Origin of the sequence: Methylobacterium nodulans ORS 2060 (assembly GCF_000022085.1) — a bacterium.
Lineage (GTDB): Bacteria > Pseudomonadota > Alphaproteobacteria > Rhizobiales > Beijerinckiaceae > Methylobacterium > Methylobacterium nodulans.
Genome location: NC_011894.1, coordinates 5,589,377 through 5,608,068 on the forward strand (window position 1 = coordinate 5,589,377; position 18,692 = coordinate 5,608,068).

An 18,692-nucleotide genomic window follows, 5' to 3' on the forward strand; every position below is an offset into this window, starting at 1 on the left:
GCCGGGGAAGGTCAAGTTATCACGGCTTGAATGACCGTAACAATGTTTCCGGCGGACGCGATCACAAAATCTTGATGCCACCCTCCTTTGCGTCATGTCGCGGGCAATTTATTTGCCCTCAGGTCAAGCAGGCCTCGAGAACCTCGGACAGCGGGGTGCGGCGAGGCAGTCCCGGATGCCTGGGGGGCTCGGCGCTGAGCAGGCCGCGCTCGGCGTCGAACCCGTCGAAGAACACGGCCGGGACGCCCTCGTGACGCAGCTGCGCCGCGAGGGCGATGCCGTGCCCGGTTCCCGACAGGCTGTCGATCATCGCCAGGTCGGCGATCTCGTCCTGCGCCCAGGTCAGCGCCTCGGCCTCGCACGCAAAGGGCTGGACGAGACAGCCGAGTTCCTCGAGCGTCCCGCAGAGCCGCGCGCGCAGCCACGGATCGGGCGTCAGCAGCAGCACCCTGCGGTAGAAGAAGCGTGCGTCGGGTGCCATCGCGGCCCCTTCCTGGCTGGCCATGTGTGGGGTCTCCGGGGCGCCGCGTCGCGCCCTCCCGGCCGGTATGCGTCCCGCATCCGGCGACAGAGCTTCCGGATTAGCCACAGCAGCGGATGAAGACCGTGTGATGACGCACGCAAAGCCGCCATCCCCGCACGATGCGCTCGGGGCGCGCAGAGGGATGACGGCGATTGTCGGCGGCTGGGCGAGGCTCAGGGCCCGCCCGCGAGGGCGCCCAGCACGGCCATCACGAGTTCGTCGACATCGATGCGGCCATCGAGCCGAATCGGCCCCGACCCGGACTTGTCGAGGGTGAGGCGTCCTGACGCGGCCTGCCGCTCCAGCTCCGCCAGAATGGCCTTGCGCACGGGCTCTTCCAGATTCACGGGACGGGCTCCTTCCGCCGGGGGCTCTGCGGACAGACATCGCCCGGCACGGCCGGAAGATCCCGCCGCAGCCCCCGAACCGGGTCAGGCGAGGCTGCGCTCGATCTCCTCCTCGTCGCAGACCACCCCCCGGGTCCGGGCGAATTCGGCCCCGGTCACGGCCTCGGGCGGCGCCGCGCCGCCCGGCGTGAAGGCGGCGAGAAAGCAGCGCATGACGTGGCGGATTCCCGCGGGCGTGACCGAGCGCTGATCCTCGGCGTAGTAGCGGGCCGCGTTCTGTCCGCCGGTGACGATCTCGTAGGAGGGGAAGTACACGGCCTGCGCGTCGCCCGCGATCGCCTCCTCGGCGGCGACCCGCAGCACCGCCTTGGTGTAGGTGTTCGACACGAGGACGTGGCGGGCGATGCCGGTGGCGATCATCGGCACCGGCGAGACCGTGACGATGACCCGCGCGGCCGGATTAACGCCGCGCAGGCGGTCGAGGAAGCCGCGCAGATCCGCGGTCGCCTCCGCGGCCCCGGCATTGACGAGCATATAGGCGTCCGGGTCGTAGATGCCGCCCGCCACCCCGGGGGCGAGCGGCAGGGCGGCGCCGTCCTCCCGGTGACGCCAGCCCTCGGTCTGGCCGAGCGTCAGCACGAAGACGTCGAGGCTCTCGAACAAAGCCCGGACCCGGGCGAGATGCGCCGCGCGCGACGCGGCCACCGCCTCCGGGTCGGCGAAGCCCGCAGGCTCGATCGTCGGGCGGAACGGATCGACGAACCGCCCGTCCTCCCGCGGCCAGGCCTGGAGCGCGGGCACGAAGGCCCCGTAGGCGCGGTCGAAGAGCTGCACGAACTGGCGGGGGGTGTAGAGATTGCCGTAGCGCGCCGAATAGGTGCCGTACTGGCGCGCCTCGGCCTCCTCCGGCGCGAGGCCGGGTGGCGCGGCCTCCGTGATGTAGTAGTGGTACCCTGCGTCCCGCAGGGCCTGGGCGACCCGCTGGGCGAAGCAGCTGCCCGCGGTCGCCACCCGGTCGGTCGGGGCGATCGGGAACGGGGCGGCGGGCCGCGGGTCGAGCGCGAAGGGCGGGACGCCCGCAACGGCCCGGCGCCAGAACCGCTCGTCCGGCAGGTCCGCATAGGGATTGTGCGCCATTTCGATCCTCGTCTCGCCTCCGCGGCCCCTCGCCCGCACCCTGTTCTCGCTCCGATCCTGGGCCGCACCATGGCGGGAGCGCCGCTCCGGGCCCGGTTCGGGCGCCGGGCCCGCCATCGCGGTGATCGGCAACTGCCAGGGACGGGGCCTTGCGGCCGTGCTCGGCCTGCTCTGCCCGGACAGCCGGGTCAGGCTGCTGCCGGTGGGCCGCCTCCGCCGCGCCGTTCCGGATGCCGCGGCCCTGGCCGCCGAGTTGCGGGGCTACGACCTCGTCCTCTCCCAGGCCTTCGCCGAGGCCACGCTCCCGGGCGGCGTCTCGGCGCTGCGGGCGCAGCTCCCGCAGCTTCGCCTGTTCCCGACGCTGGTCTTCTCGGGGTTCCATCCGGACACGATCTATGTCGGCGAGGACGCGGCGCTCGCCCCCTCGCCGCTCGGCCTCTACCACTCGGCCATCGCCGCCTTCGCGTTCCTGCGGGGCCTCGACGAGGCCCGCACGCTCGGGCTGTTCCGCGAGGAGGTCTTCGCGCGGCTCGGCTATCTCGACGTCTGGGACGGCGCCGCAAGGGCGATGCGCGCGGCCGCGGCGGAGGAGGGTTTTTCCCTCGACCGGGAGTTCCTGCTCTGGAGCCGGCGGGGCTGCTTCATGCTCAACGTCAACCACCCGAAGCTCTTCGTGCTCGGGGATATCGGCCGGCGGCTCCTGCTGGAGGCGGGCCTGCCGGTCCGCGACATCGACCCGGAGACCTATCTCACCGACGATCTCGTGCGCGACGTGGTCTGGCCGGTCTACCCGCCGGTCGCGGAGCGCTATGGCGTGTCGGGCTCCTATCTGTTCAAGGCGAAGGCAAGCGGCCCGGCCCTGCCGGCCCTCTACGACCTGCCCGCCTTCGTGGCCGCCTCCTTCCGGATGTACCGGGCGATGCCGCGCGCCCGGCTCTCGGGCGTGCGGCTGGAGGCCTGGGCGGCGGATGCGGGGGTGCGGGACCTGTTCGACGGGGCCTGATGTCAACGGGTCTTGGGTCAAGGCCCGTTGGCTCCGGTCTTGAGATTGTCGCCAAGGAATTGTCGCCAAGCCTCTTCAACAAAGCCTGTGGCTTGGCGTTGACAAGTCGAGATGGGTCGACGGCCCGATGCGGCAGCCGGGGCCGTTGATGATGAGTCACCATCAGCTGCGCTGACCCTGACGGATGAAACCGGCTGACCAAGCGCTGCCTTCTGGGGCAATCCCACCGGCCCTCAATCGAAACTGAGGAGCGGGCGGCTTCCACGCAGGTCAGGTTCGATCGAGACCGCGTCAGCCCACGCGACGCCGTCTGCCTGACGCCGGAGACGATCGAGGATCGGCGCGCCCGCTCTCCCTGTCCCGGGCGCATGCAGCGTCAGCGGAAGGAGATCCGGGAAAGGGAGAGCGGGAAGGAGCGGAGAATCCGGGATGGGGTAGAGACCCTGTAATCCGGTCTGCGGTCGCATCATCGCGCGTGAGGGAATGCACCGGCACCCGGCCGCCGGGCAGCGCCCTGCCGCGGGGCAACAGCGTTGCTGCACTGCAACACACGGGAACTTCCCGCCCCCGGCATCCAGCCGCGCCGCAGCGTGGCCGCAATTGACGACTGATTAACCTTCGCGGACGGTTTCCGAGGCCACGCATCCTGCGGGCCCTCGCCGCAAGGCCTCGTCAAGGTTGACGGAACCTTCGCTTAACCGCCCGCGACCTAGAGGATGTCGCGAAGTCGCGGCGGGGTGGTGGTCGGCCCCGCCAGAGGAGTACCCATCGATGTCGCTGCCGCTCGCCTCGTCGCGCGTGCTCAGGGCCGCCGTCGCGGTCGGTCTCGCCCTGTCGATCGCCGCCTGCTCGTCGAACAAGGACCTCGCGGACGCCTCCGCCTACGCGGCCGGCGGCGGCGCCGGCGGAGCCGCCACGCCCGGCAGCGCCCAGGACTTCGTCGTGAATGTCGGCGACCGGGTGTTTTTCGAGACCGACTCGACGGACCTCACCCCGACCGCGACCGCGACCCTCGACAAGCAGGCCCAGTGGCTGTCGCGCTATCCGCACTACACCTTCCTGATCGAAGGCCATGCCGACGAGCGCGGCACCCGCGAATACAACTTCTCGCTCGGCGCCCGCCGCGCCCAGACGGTGCGGGACTATCTCGCCTCGCGGGGCATCGCGGGCTCGCGGATGCGCACCGTATCGTACGGCAAGGAGCGGCCGGTCGCGGTCTGCAACGACATCTCCTGCTGGTCGCAGAACCGCCGGGCCGTCACCGTGCTCGATGGCGGCGCGAGCTCTTGAGCACCCGCCCCATTTTTGCCGCGACGGGGCTGATCTGCTATCGCGGCGTCCCGCTGCGCCTGCCCAACGTGCCGCCATGCTCCGCCGCCTGATTCTCGTCTCCGGTCTCCTTCTCGCCACGACGCTGCCCGGGAGGGCGCAGGACGCCGCCGACCTCGTCGTGCGGCTCAACCGCCTGGAGAACCAGTCCCGCCAGATGGCGGGCCAGATCGAGACCCTCCAGTACGAGAACCGGCAGCTGAAGGAGCAGCTGCGCAAGTTCCAGGAGGACGTCGAGTACCGCTTCCAGGAGGGCAAGGGCGCCCGCCCCTCGCCGCCCGCGGCCGCTTCCAAGCCCGCGAAGCGCAGCGACGCCTTCGATCCGAGCCAGTCGCCCGGCGCTCCCGGGGCGCCGCAGCCGCTCGGCGCCACGACGCCCTCCACGGCGCGGGCGGTCGCGGCGGCTCCTGCGACCCCGAACACCACCGCGACCCTGGCGCCCCCCACCGCCGCGCTGGAGGAGACGGTGCCGCCCTACGGCGAGCCCGTCGACATCACGCCGCCGAGCCGCGCGCCCTCAGGCCCGGTCCGCCCGCGCGAGAGCGTGGCGGCCACCGGAACCGGCGACGCGAAGGCAGATTACGAGATGGCCTATGCGTACGTGCTGCAGCGCCAGTACGAGCAGGCCGAGATGAGCCTGCGCCAGTTCATCCAGTCGCATCCGCGCGACGCGCTGGTGCCGGACGCCACCTACTGGCTCGGCGAGACCTACCTGCAGCGCAACCGCACCCGCGAGGCCGCCGAGCAGTTCCTGAAGGTCTCGACCGACTATGCCCGCTCCCGCAAGGCGCCCGAGGCCATGCTGAAGCTCGGCGCCTCCCTCAACGCGCTTGGCGCCCGCGAGCAGGCCTGCGCGACCCTCGCCGAGCTGGAGCGTAAGTTCCCGCAGGCCTCCGCCGCCGTGAAGCAGGGCGTCGACCGCGAGCAGAAGCGGGCGCGCTGCGCCGCGTGACGGAGGCGGCCCGGCCGCTCGACCGGGAGGAGTTCGCGCGCCGGCTCGACCGGTGGCTCGGCCCCGGAGCCGCGGGCGGCGTGGTGCTGGCCGTGTCGGGCGGACCGGATTCGACGGCCCTGATGGGCGGCGCGGCGCGGCTTCCACCTCTTGTGCCGGTGATGGTGGCGACCGTCGATCATGGCCTGCGGCCCGAGGCCGCCGCCGAGGCCGAGGCCGTAGCACGGCTTGCCGGGCGCCTCGGCCTGCCGCACCGCATCCTCGCCTGGACCGGCCCCAAACCCCGCACCCGCCTGCAGGAGGCGGCCCGCGCGGCCCGCTACCGGCTGCTCCTCGACCTCGCCCGGGAGCAGGGCGCGGCCGCCCTCCTCACCGCCCACACCCTCGACGATCAGGCCGAGACCGTGCTGATGCGGCTCTGCGCCGGCTCGGGCCCGGCGGGGCTCGGAGGGATCGAGCCCGTGCGGCACCTCGGCGGCCTTGCCCTCGTGCGGCCCTTCCTCGACCTGCCGAAGGCGCGCCTCGTGGCGACCTGCGCGGCGGAAGGCTGGCCCTTCGTGGTCGATCCCGGCAACGCCGATGCCCGCTTCGCCCGGGGACGCCTGCGCCGGGTGATGCCGCATCTCGCCGCGGAGGGTCTGACGGCGGCGCGGCTCGCGCGTCTCGCCGAGCGCCTGCGGCGAAACGAGGCGGCGCTCGCCGCTGCCGCCGATGCGGCGCTCGACGCCCTCGCCCGTCCGGGGGCGCGGCCCGGAGGGATGATGCTCGACGCGAGGGGACTCGCCGTCCTGCCCGAGGCCGTGGCCCTGCGCGTGCTGGCGCGGGCGATTGCCACCGTGGTGGGCGGGAACGCCCGGCCGGCGCGCCTCGAACGCCTCGAAGACGTGCTGTTCGGGCGTCTCCTGCCAGCGATCGCCGCCGGAGGACGCCTGCGCTGCACGCTGGGCGGCGCCCTCCTCCACCTGTCCGGCGGATCCCTGTCGCTGAGCCCCGAACCACCGCGCCGGGCGGGTTAGGCTCTGCCCCTCCCGGGCGATTTACTTGGCAAGGGGGGTGGCGGCGCCTACATTGGGGTCCGAGTGTCGGCAGCCATCCCTGCACGCCTGCGTGGCGCCGCGCTCCACAGGGAATGCCTTTTCGATGAACCCCAACTTCCGCAATTTCGCCCTGTGGGTGGTCATCTTCCTGCTCGTGCTCGCGCTCGTGACCCTGTTCCAGAATCCGGGTCACCGCTCCGGCGGCAGCGAGATCGCCTACAGCCAGCTCCTCAACGACGCCGATGCGGGCCGCATCCAGAGCGTCGTGATCTCGGGGCAGGAGGTCAGCGGCACCTATACGGGCGGCGGCACGTTCACGACCTACGCGCCAAGCGACCCGTCGCTGGTATCGAAGCTCCAGAGCAAGGGCGTGACCATCACGGCCCGGCCGCCCTCGGACAACACCCCGTGGTTCATCGCGCTCCTCGTGAACTGGCTGCCGATCCTGGTCTTCATCGGGGCCTGGATCTTCCTCTCGCGCCAGATGCAGTCGGGCGCCGGCCGCGCCATGGGCTTCGGGAAGTCGAAGGCGAAGCTCCTCACCGAGGCGCATGGCCGCGTCACCTTCGAGGACGTGGCGGGCGTCGACGAGGCCAAGGAGGACCTGCAGGAGATCGTCGAGTTCCTGCGCGATCCCCAGAAGTTCCAGCGGCTCGGCGGGCGCATCCCGCGCGGCGTGCTGCTCGTCGGCCCGCCCGGCACGGGTAAGACCCTGATCGCCCGCGCCGTCGCGGGCGAGGCGAACGTGCCGTTCTTCACCATCTCGGGCTCCGACTTCGTCGAGATGTTCGTGGGCGTGGGCGCCTCGCGCGTGCGCGACATGTTCGATCAGGCGAAGAAGAACGCCCCCTGCATCATCTTCATCGACGAAATCGATGCGGTCGGCCGCCATCGCGGTGCGGGCCTCGGCGGCGGCAACGACGAGCGCGAGCAGACCCTCAACCAGCTCCTCGTGGAGATGGACGGCTTCGAGGCGAACGAGGGCATCATCATCATCGCGGCCACGAACCGGCCGGACGTGCTCGACCCGGCGCTGCTGCGCCCGGGCCGCTTCGACCGTCAGATCATCGTCCCGAACCCGGACGTGATCGGGCGCGAGCGCATCCTGCGCGTCCATGTCCGCAAGGTGCCGCTGGCGCCGGACGTCGACCTCAAGGTCATCGCCCGCGGCACGCCCGGCTTCTCGGGCGCGGACCTGATGAACCTCGTCAACGAGGCGGCGCTGCTCGCCGCCCGGCGCGGCAAGCGCATCGTCACCATGCACGAGTTCGAGGACTCAAAGGACAAGGTGATGATGGGGGCCGAGCGGCGCACCCTCGTCATGACCGACGACGAGAAGCGGCTCACGGCCTATCACGAGGGCGGCCATGCCATCGTGGCGCTGAACGTGCCCGCCACCGATCCGGTCCACAAGGCGACGATCATCCCGCGCGGCCGGGCCCTCGGCATGGTCATGCAGCTGCCGGAGCGCGACAAGCTGTCGATGTCCTTCGAGCAGATGACCTCGCGGCTCGCGATCATGATGGGCGGGCGCGTCGCCGAGGAGATGATCTTCGGGCATGACAAGGTCACCTCGGGCGCCCAGTCGGACATCGAGCAGGCGACCCGTCTCGCCCGCATGATGGTGACCCGCTGGGGCTTCTCCCCCGAGCTCGGCACCGTCGCCTATGGCGAGAACAACGACGAGGTCTTCCTCGGCATGCAGGTCAACCGGCAGCAGAACGTGTCGGAGGCGACCGCGCAGAAGATCGACGCCGAGGTGCGCCGCCTCGTCGAGACCGGCCTGCAGGATGCCCGCCGCATCCTCAGCGAGCACCGCGACGACCTCGAGGCGCTGGCCCGCGGCCTGCTCGAATACGAGACGCTGAGCGGCGACGAGATCCGCGACCTTCTCGACGGCAAGCCGCCGGTCCGCGACACGGGCGACTACCCGCCGACGCCGGCGCGCGGCTCGCCGGTGCCCTCCGCCGGCCGCGGCCGGCCGCGGGAGAGCGACGGCGGCTACGAGCCCCAGCCTCAGGCCTGACCGACGAATCGGACCAAAGAGAAGGGCGGCGGGAGCGATCCCGCCGCCCTTTTTCGTGGCGATGGCTGTGCCAGCGCCGGCTCGGTCCTGCGGCGGCGCCTACTTGCCGCCCCCGCCCGCGCCGCCCGCGCCACCCCCGGCGGTCCCGGAGGTCGGCTTGTTGTTCTCCGTCGCATTGCCCGCCGCGCCGGCCGAGCTTCCGGCCGGGCGGCCCTGCGCGAGGACCGGCCCCGCGATGAGCATCAGGACGGCACCAAGTGTCGCGATCTTCCTCATCCTGCGCATCGTCTCCAGCACGAGGCGCCGGCCCGATGCCGGCGCAATCCCCTGGCAACGCTTTGACGAGCGAGTTGATCCAGATCTTTGTCAGTCAAGCTTGCCGGCGAGATCAGGATATCAGCCAAGCTGAGCAGAACAGCAGGATGAAGAACAAGCCGGAACTCACCAGAACCGCCCGGACTTCGCGGTACTGGAGCAGGACAGAATCGGGGGCGGGCAGCATGGCGTCGGGGACCGCGAGGAGCAGCAGGGCTTCCTTGTCATGTCTCCCCTTAAAAGGCGATGAGGATGATTGCTGAACGGCTTGCGAAATGGGGATTGTCACTTGAACGCAACAAAGGATAGCGGCCGGACCGATCGTGGCCGCCACCGACCGGACGAATGCAGCGCATGTTAACAATCGCTGCGGAATCGTGATTCCGGTCGAAAGGTGTTAACCAGCCGGTAACCATGACGCGCGCTTGATGGGGTTGGGTAACAACTCGTCAAGCACCGTGACCAGCACCAGCCACACCCGTCCCTCCCTCCCGCTGCGCGGCCGCTCCTTCCGGGCGCTCGTCCTCGCACCCGAGAGACCCCTCGACGATTGGTTCGCGCAGCTGGACGCCCTCGTCCTGCGCTCGCCCACGCTGTTCGCCGAGCGGCCCGTGATTCTGGACGTCGCCGGGCTGGCGCAGCCCGCCCCGGCGCCCTCCGCCGCCGGGCCGGAGGAACAGGCGGGCGAGACCGGGGCCGACCCGGACGCGACCGCGCCCGCGGAGGCGGCAACGCCCGACCTGTCCCGTCTCCTCGCCGAGCTCGACCGGCGCGGCATCCGGATCATGGGCATCGAGAAGGCCGACCCGGGTTGGACCACCCCGGCCATGCCGCCGCGCCTGAGCGGCGGCCGGCCCGCCGAGATGGCCCCGCCGCCCGAGCCCGAGAAGCCGAAGCTGAGCTCCCTGGTGCTGGAGACGCCGCTGCGCTCGGGCCAGACCATCTACCACCCGGACGGGGACGTCACCGTCATGGGCTCGGTCTCCTCGGGTGCCGAGATCCTCGCGGGCGGGTCGATCCACGTCTACGGGGCACTGCGCGGCCGGGCCATCGCGGGGGCGGGCGGCAATCGCGGCGCGCGCATCTACTGCCGCAAGTTCCAGCCCGAGCTGCTCGGCATCGACGGACTCTTCCGCACCGCGGAGACCACCGATCCGGGCCTGCGCGGCAAGCCGGTCCAGGTCTGGCTGGAGCGCGACGCGATCCGCATGGCGGCACTCGACTGACAGGGGCCGGCGGCCCCGGCCGCCGGCGCCACCCGATCACAGGCTCGGCGCCGCGGCCAGCCGGACGCGCGGCAGCCCGCATCACGAGGACGAAGCTGGGGGAAAACGCGATGGCGAAGGTTCTGGTTGTGACATCGGGCAAGGGCGGGGTGGGGAAGACCACGACCACCGCGGCCCTGGGCGCCGCCCTGGCGCAGGCGGGGCAGAATGTCTGCGTGGTCGATTTCGACGTGGGCCTGCGCAACCTCGACCTGGTGATGGGGGCCGAGCGGCGGGTGGTCTACGACCTGATCAACGTGGTCCAGGGCGACGCCAAGCTGGCCCAGGCCCTGATCCGCGACAAGCGCCTGGACAGCCTGTCGCTGCTGCCCGCCTCCCAGACCCGCGACAAGGACGCGCTCAGCGATGCCGGCGTGGCGCGCGTGATCGGCGAGCTGCGCGAGCGCTTCGACTGGGTGATCTGCGACAGCCCCGCCGGCATCGAGCGCGGCGCCACCCTGGCCATGCGCCATGCCGACGTGGCGGTGGTGGTGACCAACCCCGAGGTCTCCTCGGTGCGCGACTCCGACCGCATCATCGGCCTGCTCGACGCCAAGACCGCCCGGGCCGAGGCCGGCCAGAGCCTGGACAAGCACCTGATCCTGACCCGCTACGACCCCGCCCGGGCCGAGCGCGGCGAGATGCTCAAGATCGACGACGTGCTGGAGATCCTCTCCATCCCGCTCCTGGCCGTGGTGCCCGAGAGCGAGGAGGTGCTCAAGGCCTCCAACATCGGCAGCCCGGTGACGCTCAACAACCCGGCCAGCGCCCCCGCCCGCGCCTATGCGGATGCCGCCCGCCGCCTCAAGGGCGAGACCGTCGCCATGACCGTCCCCACCGAGCGCAAGTCCTTCCTCAACCGCCTCCTCTCCCGGAGGGCCGCATGAAGCGCCTCGGCTTCCGCAACCGCAGAGGATCCGCGCCCGCGGCGCGGGACCGCCTCAAGACGCTGCTCGCCCAGGAACGGGCCCTGTTCGGGCGGCGCGACCTGATCGCGCTCCTGCGCGAGGACATCATGGCCGCCGTCGCCAAGCACATGGCGGTGGACGGCGAGAAGGTCCGCGTCAACCTCGACCGCCGCGGCGGCGTCTCGACGCTCGGGATCGACATCGACCTTCCGGCCTACAAGAGTCCGGGTCTCGCGGGCGCCTGACGCGCCCGCACCCCGCCGCTCGAAAGGTCCCGGATGCCGTCCGACGCTCCGACGTTCTATGCCAACGCCCTGCTGGGCCTGAGCCTGCGCAGACCCGGCATCCTCCAGCTGACGCTGGGGGCCGCCGGGTTCATCTCCGAAGAGCCCGAGCCGGTGGTCCGCCTCGCCCTGCCGGAGGATACGGTCGTCGAACTCGTCGAGGCCCTGGTCGAGGGCTTGCAGGCGGCCGCCGAGGCTGACGACGAGGACGAGGAGGCGCCCGAGCCCTACGAGGCCTCGGTCGGCGACGTCGCCACCGCGGGGCTCCTCGCCACGACCCTCGCCACCGCCATGGGCGATTGCCTGAGCCTGCTCGCCGAGCGGCCCGACTTTCCCGAGCGCCTGGCCGAGATCGAGGAACGCGCGCTGCTCGCCACCCGCAACTCCGTCTCGGAGGGCGTCTCGGTCGAGGACGAGGCCAAGGCCGTGCGCGACACGGTCGCGGTTCTCCAGAGCCTGTTCACCCAGTGGCGGACCGACCACGTCCCGCCTCCGCCCGACGCGCCGCCGGACGGGGGTCCGGCCCCTTAAGCGCGGCCGCCGCGGAGCCCGGAGCCGCGGATCCCCGCCGTCTCAATCGAACCTGACCTGGGTGGAAGCCGCCCCGCTCCTCATGCTGAGGTGCAGCCGTAGGCTGCCTCGAAGCACCCCTGAGCGGTCATCCCATCCACCAGAGCCTCGGACCAGCGGTCAGGCGTGCTTCGAGGCTCGCTGACGCTCGCACCTCAGCATGAGGACGGTTGAGGGTGCCATCGGAGGGAGGGGCGGTCAGTCAGCCGCGGTGTCATCCGCCAGGGGCGGCAAAGGCCGGTGGTGAACTCATTCCAACGGTCAATTTCAATGACCGTTGGTTCCGATCTCGGATTTTCGCCAAGCCTCTTCAACAAAGCCTCCGGCTCGACCTCGACCATTCGAGATGGGTCAACGGCCCGATGTGTCAGCACCCGCTGCGGCAGAAGCCTGGGCCGTTGGCATCACCGCCCCAGGCGTGCGCCCGGCGGGTCCGAGGACATGGCGCGGGCGAGGTGCTGGAGGAACCGCGCGGCCGCGGTCGGAAGCTGGCGTCCGAGCCGCGTCACGATCTGGGCCTCGACGGCGTTCAGATCCGGATCCGCAAGGGGCAGAGCGCACAGGGTGCCGGCTGCGATCTCGGGCGCGGCGCAGAAGGCCGGCAGCAGCGTGACGCCGTCCGCCGCGGCCACGAACTGCTTGAGGACCGAGATCGAGCTGGTGATCAGGGCCGCGCCGAGCCGCACGCCCTCGGTCCGCTCGGCCCCGGCGATGATCTGCCGGATGCCGTAGGCCGGATGCATCATGCCGAGGCGGTGGCCCGCAAGGTCGCGCAGGCTCAGCGGGCCAGGGCTCGCGGCGAGCGGATGATCCGGGCGCACCACCACCCGGATCGGGTGCGGCATCGCCAGATGCGTGCGGATGCGGGGCTCCGGCGGCGGATTGTACACGAGGCCGACATGCGCCTCGTCCTCGATCACCCGCCGGATGACGTCGTTGGTCGCGGCGAGGTCGAGGGTCATCGTCAGGTCGGGATAGCGCGACCAGAAGCCCTGCAGGACACCGGACATCAGGTCGCCGACGAAGCCCTCGCCGAGCACCACGTCGATGTGCCCGCGCCGCAGATCCTTCAGCTCCAGGAGCTTGGCCAGGGTGTCGTCCCGGTCGGACGTCTGCCGCCGGTAATAGTCGAGGAGCAGGCTACCCGCGAGCGTCGGCCGCACGCCGCGCCGGTGCCGCTCGACCAGCGGCGTGGCGAGCGCCGCCTCCATCTGGGCGAGCTGCCGGCTCACCGCAGAGGCGTTGATGTTGAGCTTGTCGGCGGCGGCGCGGACCGAGCCGCAGCTCACCGCCGTGGCGAGATAGCGCAGGCCGCGCTCGTCGAGGCTGTGAATGGTCCCCTCCCGTGACCGCATCCGAGCAGGCTCGGACCGCCGGGTGCGTTGCCGGCAAGTCAACGCAAAATACCTGCCAGTGTCGTTCTGCTCAACGCACCTGCACGGCACTCTCCGGATCTTGAGAAGGCGGCGCGGGAGGCGCCGCAGGCGGCCGGAGATCCCACATGCGAACCATCGGCGTCATCGGCCTCGGCAATATGGGGCGCGGCATGGCCCTCTCCCTGGCGCGCCGGGGCTTCGCGGTGCTCGGCACCGATGCGGCGGCGGCGGCCCGCGACGCCCTGAGGGGCGAGGGCATCGAGGTGGTCGCCTCGGCCCGCGAGATCTGGGCCTCCTGCGACGCGGTCGTGCTCTCGCTGCCCACCGCCGAGATCGTCGACGCGGTGGTGCTGGGGCCGGAGGGCCCGCTCAAGGGCGCGCGGCCGGGCCTCCTCGTCATCGACACCTCGACCTCCCATCCGGACACCACCCGCCGCGTGGCTGCGGCGCTCGCGCCCGCCGGGATCGACCTCGTCGACGCCCCGGTGAGCGGCGGCCCCAAGGGGGCGCATACGGCGACCCTCACCATGGTGATCGGCGGCAGCGACGAGGCGGTCGCCCGGGCCGAGCCGGTGCTGGCCGCGATGAGCGCGACCCGCGTGCATGTCGGCGGGGTCGGGGCCGGCCATGTCACCAAGATCGCCAACAACCTCCTGTGCGCCGCCCATCTCCTCACCGCCGCCGAGGCGGTGCGGATGGCGCGCGAGGCGGGCGTCGCCCCCGAGCGGCTCCTGGCCGGGATCAATGCCGGATCGGGCCGCAGCGGCGTGACCCAGGTGAACTTCCCGACCTGGGTGCTGACCGGCGCCTTCGATTCCGGCTTCACCATGAAGCTGATGCGCAAGGACGTGCGCCTGGCCGAGAGCCTGATCGGCGCGCTCGGCCTCGATCTGCCGGTCTCGGCGGAAGTGGCCCGGCTGTGGCGCGACAGCGCCGAGGCGGTGCCGGACGCCGAGGACTTCAACCGCATCGTCGCGCTTCAGCTCGATTCCGCCCGCTGACCGGAGGATCCGCCATGCCCGAGACCCGCCCGCAGGCCCTCGCTGCCCTGCTGCGCCCGTTCTTCCCCGAGATGACGGGCATCGGCTCGTGGATCGACGGGCGCCTCGTGCCCGGCACCGGCGAGACCGTGACCCTCGTCGATCCGGCGAGCGGCCGGACCCTCGCCGCCTACCCGGATGCGGGCCCGGCGCGAGTCGCCGAGGCCGCCCGGGCGGCGGTCGCCGGACAGGCGCGCTGGGCCGCCCTCACGGGCGCGGCCCGCGGCCGGGTGATGCAGGAGATCGCCCGGGCGATCCGGGCCGAGATCGAGCCGCTCGCGCGCCTGGAGGCCCTGACCGCCGGCAAGCCCCTGCGCGACTGCCGCGTCGAGGCGACCAAGGTCGCCGAGATGTTCGAGTACTACGCGGGCTGGGCCGACAAGCTGCACGGCGACGTGATTCCGGTGCCGACGAGCCACCTGAACTACACGCGCCGCGAGCCGATGGGGGTGGTGCTCCAGATCACGCCCTGGAACGCCCCGGTCTTCACCTGCGGCTGGCAGCTCGCGCCGGCGCTCGCCGCCGGCAACGCCGTCCTGCTCAAGCCCTCGGAACTCACCCCCCTCACCTCGCTCGCCGTGGCGGCCCTGGCCGAGCGGGCGGGCCTGCCGGCGGGCGTCGTCAACGTGCTCGCCGGCTACGGCCACACCACCGGCCAGGCGGCGATCGCCGAGCCCGCCGTGGCCAAGGTGGTGTTCGTCGGCTCGCCGGCGACGGGTGCGCGCATCGCCGAGGCCGCGGCGCGCCGCCTCGTGCCCTGCCTGCTCGAACTCGGCGGCAAGTCCGCCAACATCGTGTTCGCCGATGCCGACCTGGAGCGGGCCTGCCTCGGCGCGCAGGCGGCGATCTTCGCGGGCGCCGGCCAGTCCTGCGTCGCGGGCTCGCGTCTCCTCGTCGAGCGCCCGGTCTATGACCGGTTCGTCGCCATGGTGGCCGAGGGCGCGGCGCGCATCCGCGTCGGCGATCCCCTCGATCCCGAGACCGAGGTCGGCCCGATCAACAACGCGGCCCAGTACCGGCACGTGCTGGCGATGATCCGCAGCGGCCTCGACCAGGGCGCGAGGCTCGCGGCCGGCAGCGACGGCACGCCCGGCGAGGGCGGCTATTTCGTCCGCCCGACCGTGCTCGCTGAGGCCACCAACGCGATGGATTGCGCCCGCACCGAGATCTTCGGCCCCGTCGTCACGGCGATCCCCTTCGACACCGAGGCGGAGGCGGTGGCGATCGCCAACGATTCCGAGTTCGGCCTCGCGGGCGCGGTCTGGACCCGCGACGTCGGGCGTGCCCACCGGGTGGCCGCCGCGGTGCGGGCCGGGACGTTCTGGATCAACGCCTACAAGACCATCCACGTCGCCTCGCCCTTCGGCGGCTATGGCCGCAGCGGCTACGGCCGCTCGAGCGGGGTCGAGGCCCTGCACGAATACACGCAGGTCAAGAGCGTCTGGGTCGAGACCGCCGCGGCGCCCGCCGCCTCGTTCGGCTACGCCCCCGGCGTCGGCGCCTGATCCCCCCTGCCCCGGATTCTCAAGACCGGCCCGGGGGCGGCGGCACCTCCGGTCCGGCCCCGCCTCCGCCGCGACCCCGAACCGGAGACCCTGCGATGATGAGCGGAACCCTTGCGCGCGAGACCGTACCGGCCCTCGATCCGCCGGCCACGTCCGGCCGCACGTCGCCCTGGGGCACCCTGAAGCTGTTCGCCCTGGCCCTCGTCGTGGTGGTGCTGGCCGAACTGATCGGCAACGTCGCCATCCCGATCGGGCACGGCAAGATCATCCTGCTGCCGCTGCTCTGGGCGCTGCTGATGGGCGGCGCCCTCGGTCTCGCGGCCGGGCGGCTGCCCGCGCCGCTGCGGGTCACGACGCCGCTCCAGCATCAGGCCGCGGCGATCCTGCAGCCGGCGCTGCTTCTGTTCATCGCCAAGCTCGGGCTGATGGTCGGGGGCTCGCTGCCCAAGATCCTGGGCGCCGGCTGGGCGCTGGTGTTCCAGGAATTCGGCCACTTCTTCGGCACGATGGTGTTCGGCCTGCCGGTGGCGCTGCTGCTCGGCATCAAGCGGGAGGCGATCGGCGCCACCTTCTCGGTCGGACGCGAGCCGAGCCTCGCGATCATCGGCGAGCGCTACGGCATGGCCTCTCCCGAGGGACGCGGCGTGCTCGCCGAGTATCTCACCGGCACGGTCTTCGGGGCGGTCTTCATCGCCCTCCTCGCCGGGCTGATCGCGAGCCTCGGGGTGTTCAATCCGCTCGCCCTCGCCATGGGCGCCGGGGTGGGCTCTGGCAGCATGATGGCGGCGGCCTCCGGCGCCATCGCGGCGCAGCAGAGCCCGGAGGTCGCCAAGGACGTCGCGACCTTCGCGGCCGCGAGCAACCTCATCACCACCACCATCGGCACCTACTTCACGCTGTTCCTGTCGCTGCCCTTCACGGTCTGGGCCTATGGCGTGCTCGAGCCGATCCTCGGCCGCGGGCGCGGCCGGGCGGAGGCCGCCCCGGCGCCGGCCGCGGCGAGCCTGCCCGAGGAGGCACCCGCCCTCGGCTCCAGCGCTTTGCTGCTCGCGTGGCTCGCCGCCGCTTCCTTCGGCCTCGTCGGCAACGCGCTGACCTACGGCACGCGGCCCGACGGCGCGGTCCTGCTCGGCGCGGCGATCATCGTGGGCGTCGTCGTGATCGGCTGGAGCCTCTACCGCCTGACCGCCCGCCGGCTGCCCGCCGTGGTCTGGACCTCGCTCATCGGGATGGCGCTGACCTATCCGGGCATGCCGTTCTCGGCGGAGGTCGCCGCGCTTACGGGCAAGATCAACTTCCTGGCCCTGGCGACGCCGATCCTCGCCTTCGCGGGCCTGTCGATCGCCAAGGACGTGCCGGCCTTCCGGCAGCTCGGCTGGCGCATCGTGGTGGTGTCGTTCATGGCCAATGCCGGGACCTTCCTGGGCGCCGCCCTGATCGCACAGTTCTGGCTGCACCCGCCGGTTTGACGGCGTGGCGGAACCGTCTCGGGCCGCGCGGGAGAGGGGCTTCCGCGCGGCCCGTCGGCCTAAATTGAGACTGACGTGCGTGGAAGCCGCCCCGCTCCTCATGCTGAGGTGGCCGGCGGAGCCGGCCCTCGAAGCACCCTGGAACGCTGGTCCAAGGCTCTGGTGGATGGGAGCACCGGTCAGGGGTGCTTCGAGGCAGCCTGCGCGATCTGCGATCGCCAGCACCTCAGCATCATGAGGAGCGGGGCGGCTGCCATTGGGGGGCCTTGCGGCCGATTTCACCCGTCAGGGTCGGCGCAGCCGGTGGCGAACTCATTCACCAATGAATAATCCCGCGACGGCCGCGCTCGTGAAGTTCGACAGGCTGCCCGCCAGGATCGCCCGGAGGCCGTAGGCGGCGACCTCGGAGCGACGCTCCGGCACGAGGCTGCCGAAGCTCGCGAGCTGGATCGCGATCGAGGCGAGATTCGCGAAGCCGCAGAGCGCGAAGCAGAGGATCGCCGTGGTGCGCGCGCCCAGGGCACCGCTCTTCAGCACCGGGGAGAGATTCGCGTAGGCCAGGAACTCGTTGAAGGCGATCTTCTGGCCGATGGCGGCCCCCACCGTGCCGGCCTGCTCCCAGGGCACGCCGAGGATCCAGGCGAGCGGGCTGAGGCCGGCGCCGAGGAGCCCGTCGATGGAGGCGTCCGGCGCTCCGACGAGCCTCCCGCCCCAGGCGACGAGGCCGTTGGCAAGCGCGATCAGGCCCACGAAGGCGATCAGCATGGCACCGACCGCCACCGCCACGGCGAGCCCCTTCTGGGTGCCCTCCGCCGCCGCCTCGATGAGGTTGACCGCACGCCGCTCGCCGAATTCGGCCCGCATCGTCTTGACCCGGCTCGGCTCCGTCGAGGGGACCAGGATCTTGGCGTAGAGGAGGCCGCCCGGGATCGCCATCACGGAGGCGGCGAGGAGATAGTCCATCGGCACGCCGAGAGCCGCGTAGCCCGCCAGGATCGAGCCCGCCGTGGAGGCCGCGCCGCTCGACATCACGGCGAAGAGCTCGGACCCCGTGAGCAGCGGCAGGAAGGGGCGCAGAGCGACCGCGATCTCGCTCTGACCGATGGCGATGGTGATCACGGCGGAAAAGGTCTCGATCCGCGAGGTGCCGAGCAAGCGCCGGAGCGCCGCCCCGATCCCGCGGGCGAGCGCCTGCATGAGGCCGAGATGGTAGAGCACCCCGATCAGCGCCGAGACGTAGACGATCTGCGGCAGCACCCGGAAGGCGAGCACGAAGCCGCCATGGCCGAACAGCTCGACCATCTTCGGCTCGACGAGGCCCCCGAACAGGAAGGCCGCGCCCCGGTCGCCATAGGCCAGCACCGCGCCGACCGCCTCCGCGGCGGCGCCGAGGATGCGCCGCCCGGCCGGCACGAACAGGACCGCCGCCCCGAGCAGCACCTGCACGGCGAGCGCCGAGAGCACGACCCGCGGCCGGATCGCCCGCCAGTTGGTGGAGAACAGCACCGCGACGCCGAGGAGAACGGCGAGGCTGAGCACGAAGTGAAGGATCCTGTCGGCCATCCGGGTTCTCTATGACGGCCTCCGCCAGCAAGAGGGATGCCGG

General features: G+C 71.8%; 18 protein-coding genes. 12 read left to right on the forward strand and 6 right to left on the reverse strand.

The window, feature by feature from the left end:
• Positions 1-118 precede the first annotated feature (118 nt).
• The 3 genes from MNOD_RS25950 to MNOD_RS25955 all read right to left on the reverse strand — a co-directional run bounded on the left by MNOD_RS25950 (position 119) and on the right by MNOD_RS25955 (position 2,007).
• On the reverse strand, positions 119-505 hold the full coding sequence (locus MNOD_RS25950) for a DNA-binding transcriptional response regulator (protein ID WP_015931935.1): 387 nt from the start codon (positions 503-505) through the stop codon (positions 119-121).
• A 191-nt stretch (positions 506-696) separates the two neighbouring features.
• Positions 697-870 carry a hypothetical protein gene (locus MNOD_RS48255; protein WP_015931936.1) on the reverse strand — a complete coding sequence of 58 codons (174 nt, stop codon included), beginning with the start codon at positions 868-870 and terminating at the stop codon, positions 697-699.
• Positions 871-954: 84 nt separating this feature from the next.
• Positions 955-2,007, reverse strand: coding sequence for a GSCFA domain-containing protein (locus MNOD_RS25955; protein WP_015931937.1), 1,053 nt, complete (start codon positions 2,005-2,007; stop codon positions 955-957).
• Between MNOD_RS25955 and MNOD_RS25960 the strand changes: the two genes are divergently transcribed.
• From MNOD_RS25960 to ftsH, 5 genes are all read left to right on the forward strand, one after another.
• Positions 1,997-3,010 carry a WcbI family polysaccharide biosynthesis putative acetyltransferase gene (locus MNOD_RS25960; protein WP_157091556.1) on the forward strand — a complete coding sequence of 338 codons (1,014 nt, stop codon included), beginning with the start codon at positions 1,997-1,999 and terminating at the stop codon, positions 3,008-3,010. The genes MNOD_RS25955 and MNOD_RS25960 overlap by 11 nt on opposite strands.
• A 771-nt stretch (positions 3,011-3,781) precedes the next feature.
• Positions 3,782-4,300: a peptidoglycan-associated lipoprotein Pal gene (gene pal, locus MNOD_RS25965; RefSeq protein ID WP_015931939.1), complete on the forward strand. Its 519-nt coding sequence runs from the start codon at positions 3,782-3,784 to the stop codon at positions 4,298-4,300.
• Positions 4,301-4,376: 76 nt separating this feature from the next.
• Positions 4,377-5,291, forward strand: a complete 915-nt coding sequence (ybgF, locus tag MNOD_RS25970) for a tol-pal system protein YbgF (protein WP_015931940.1) — start codon at positions 4,377-4,379, stop codon at positions 5,289-5,291.
• Positions 5,288-6,307 carry a tRNA lysidine(34) synthetase TilS gene (tilS, locus tag MNOD_RS25975; protein ID WP_015931941.1) on the forward strand — a complete coding sequence of 340 codons (1,020 nt, stop codon included), beginning with the start codon at positions 5,288-5,290 and terminating at the stop codon, positions 6,305-6,307. Before ybgF ends, tilS begins: the two co-directional genes overlap by 4 nt.
• 124 nt (positions 6,308-6,431) lie before the next feature.
• Positions 6,432-8,354 carry an ATP-dependent zinc metalloprotease FtsH gene (gene ftsH, locus MNOD_RS25980; RefSeq protein WP_015931942.1) on the forward strand — a complete coding sequence of 641 codons (1,923 nt, stop codon included), beginning with the start codon at positions 6,432-6,434 and terminating at the stop codon, positions 8,352-8,354.
• 99 nt (positions 8,355-8,453) lie between these two features.
• Here ftsH and MNOD_RS48260 read toward each other — a convergent pair whose 3' ends face one another.
• Positions 8,454-8,630, reverse strand: coding sequence for a hypothetical protein (locus tag MNOD_RS48260; protein ID WP_015931943.1), 177 nt, complete (start codon positions 8,628-8,630; stop codon positions 8,454-8,456).
• 497 nt (positions 8,631-9,127) lie between these two features.
• Here MNOD_RS48260 and minC point away from each other — a divergent pair, with 497 nt between their 5' ends.
• From minC to MNOD_RS26000, 4 genes are all read left to right on the forward strand, one after another.
• Positions 9,128-9,895, forward strand: a complete 768-nt coding sequence (gene minC / locus MNOD_RS25985; RefSeq protein WP_043749433.1) for a septum site-determining protein MinC — start codon at positions 9,128-9,130, stop codon at positions 9,893-9,895.
• A gap of 110 nt (positions 9,896-10,005) precedes the next feature.
• A complete protein-coding gene (gene minD / locus MNOD_RS25990) occupies positions 10,006-10,821 on the forward strand; it encodes a septum site-determining protein MinD (protein ID WP_015929508.1) in 816 nt (271 codons plus the stop codon).
• Positions 10,818-11,087, forward strand: coding sequence for a cell division topological specificity factor MinE (minE, locus tag MNOD_RS25995; protein WP_015931945.1), 270 nt, complete (start codon positions 10,818-10,820; stop codon positions 11,085-11,087). The genes minD and minE overlap by 4 nt, the downstream gene beginning before the upstream one ends.
• A 33-nt stretch (positions 11,088-11,120) precedes the next feature.
• Entirely contained in the window at positions 11,121-11,657 is a 537-nt protein-coding gene (locus tag MNOD_RS26000) for a hypothetical protein (RefSeq protein WP_015931946.1), read from the forward strand.
• A 443-nt stretch (positions 11,658-12,100) separates the two neighbouring features.
• Here the strand turns inward: MNOD_RS26000 and MNOD_RS26005 are convergent, their stop codons facing one another.
• The gene (locus MNOD_RS26005) at positions 12,101-13,051 is read right to left on the reverse strand and encodes a LysR family transcriptional regulator (RefSeq protein WP_015931947.1); all 951 of its coding nucleotides are present in this window, start codon (positions 13,049-13,051) and stop codon (positions 12,101-12,103) included.
• A gap of 146 nt (positions 13,052-13,197) precedes the next feature.
• Between MNOD_RS26005 and MNOD_RS26010 the strand changes: the two genes are divergently transcribed.
• The 3 genes from MNOD_RS26010 (at position 13,198) to MNOD_RS26020 (ending at position 17,086) form a co-directional block, all read left to right on the forward strand.
• Positions 13,198-14,073, forward strand: coding sequence for an NAD(P)-dependent oxidoreductase (locus tag MNOD_RS26010; RefSeq protein ID WP_015931948.1), 876 nt, complete (start codon positions 13,198-13,200; stop codon positions 14,071-14,073).
• 14 nt (positions 14,074-14,087) lie between these two features.
• Positions 14,088-15,617, forward strand: a complete 1,530-nt coding sequence (locus MNOD_RS26015) for an aldehyde dehydrogenase family protein (protein ID WP_015931949.1) — start codon at positions 14,088-14,090, stop codon at positions 15,615-15,617.
• 95 nt (positions 15,618-15,712) lie between these two features.
• The gene (locus tag MNOD_RS26020; protein WP_015931950.1) at positions 15,713-17,086 is read left to right on the forward strand and encodes a DUF3100 domain-containing protein; all 1,374 of its coding nucleotides are present in this window, start codon (positions 15,713-15,715) and stop codon (positions 17,084-17,086) included.
• 312 nt (positions 17,087-17,398) lie between these two features.
• On the opposite strand, the gene MNOD_RS26025 is transcribed toward MNOD_RS26020, so the two are convergent.
• On the reverse strand, positions 17,399-18,649 hold the full coding sequence (locus MNOD_RS26025) for a NupC/NupG family nucleoside CNT transporter (protein ID WP_015931951.1): 1,251 nt from the start codon (positions 18,647-18,649) through the stop codon (positions 17,399-17,401).
• Positions 18,650-18,692 lie beyond the last annotated feature (43 nt).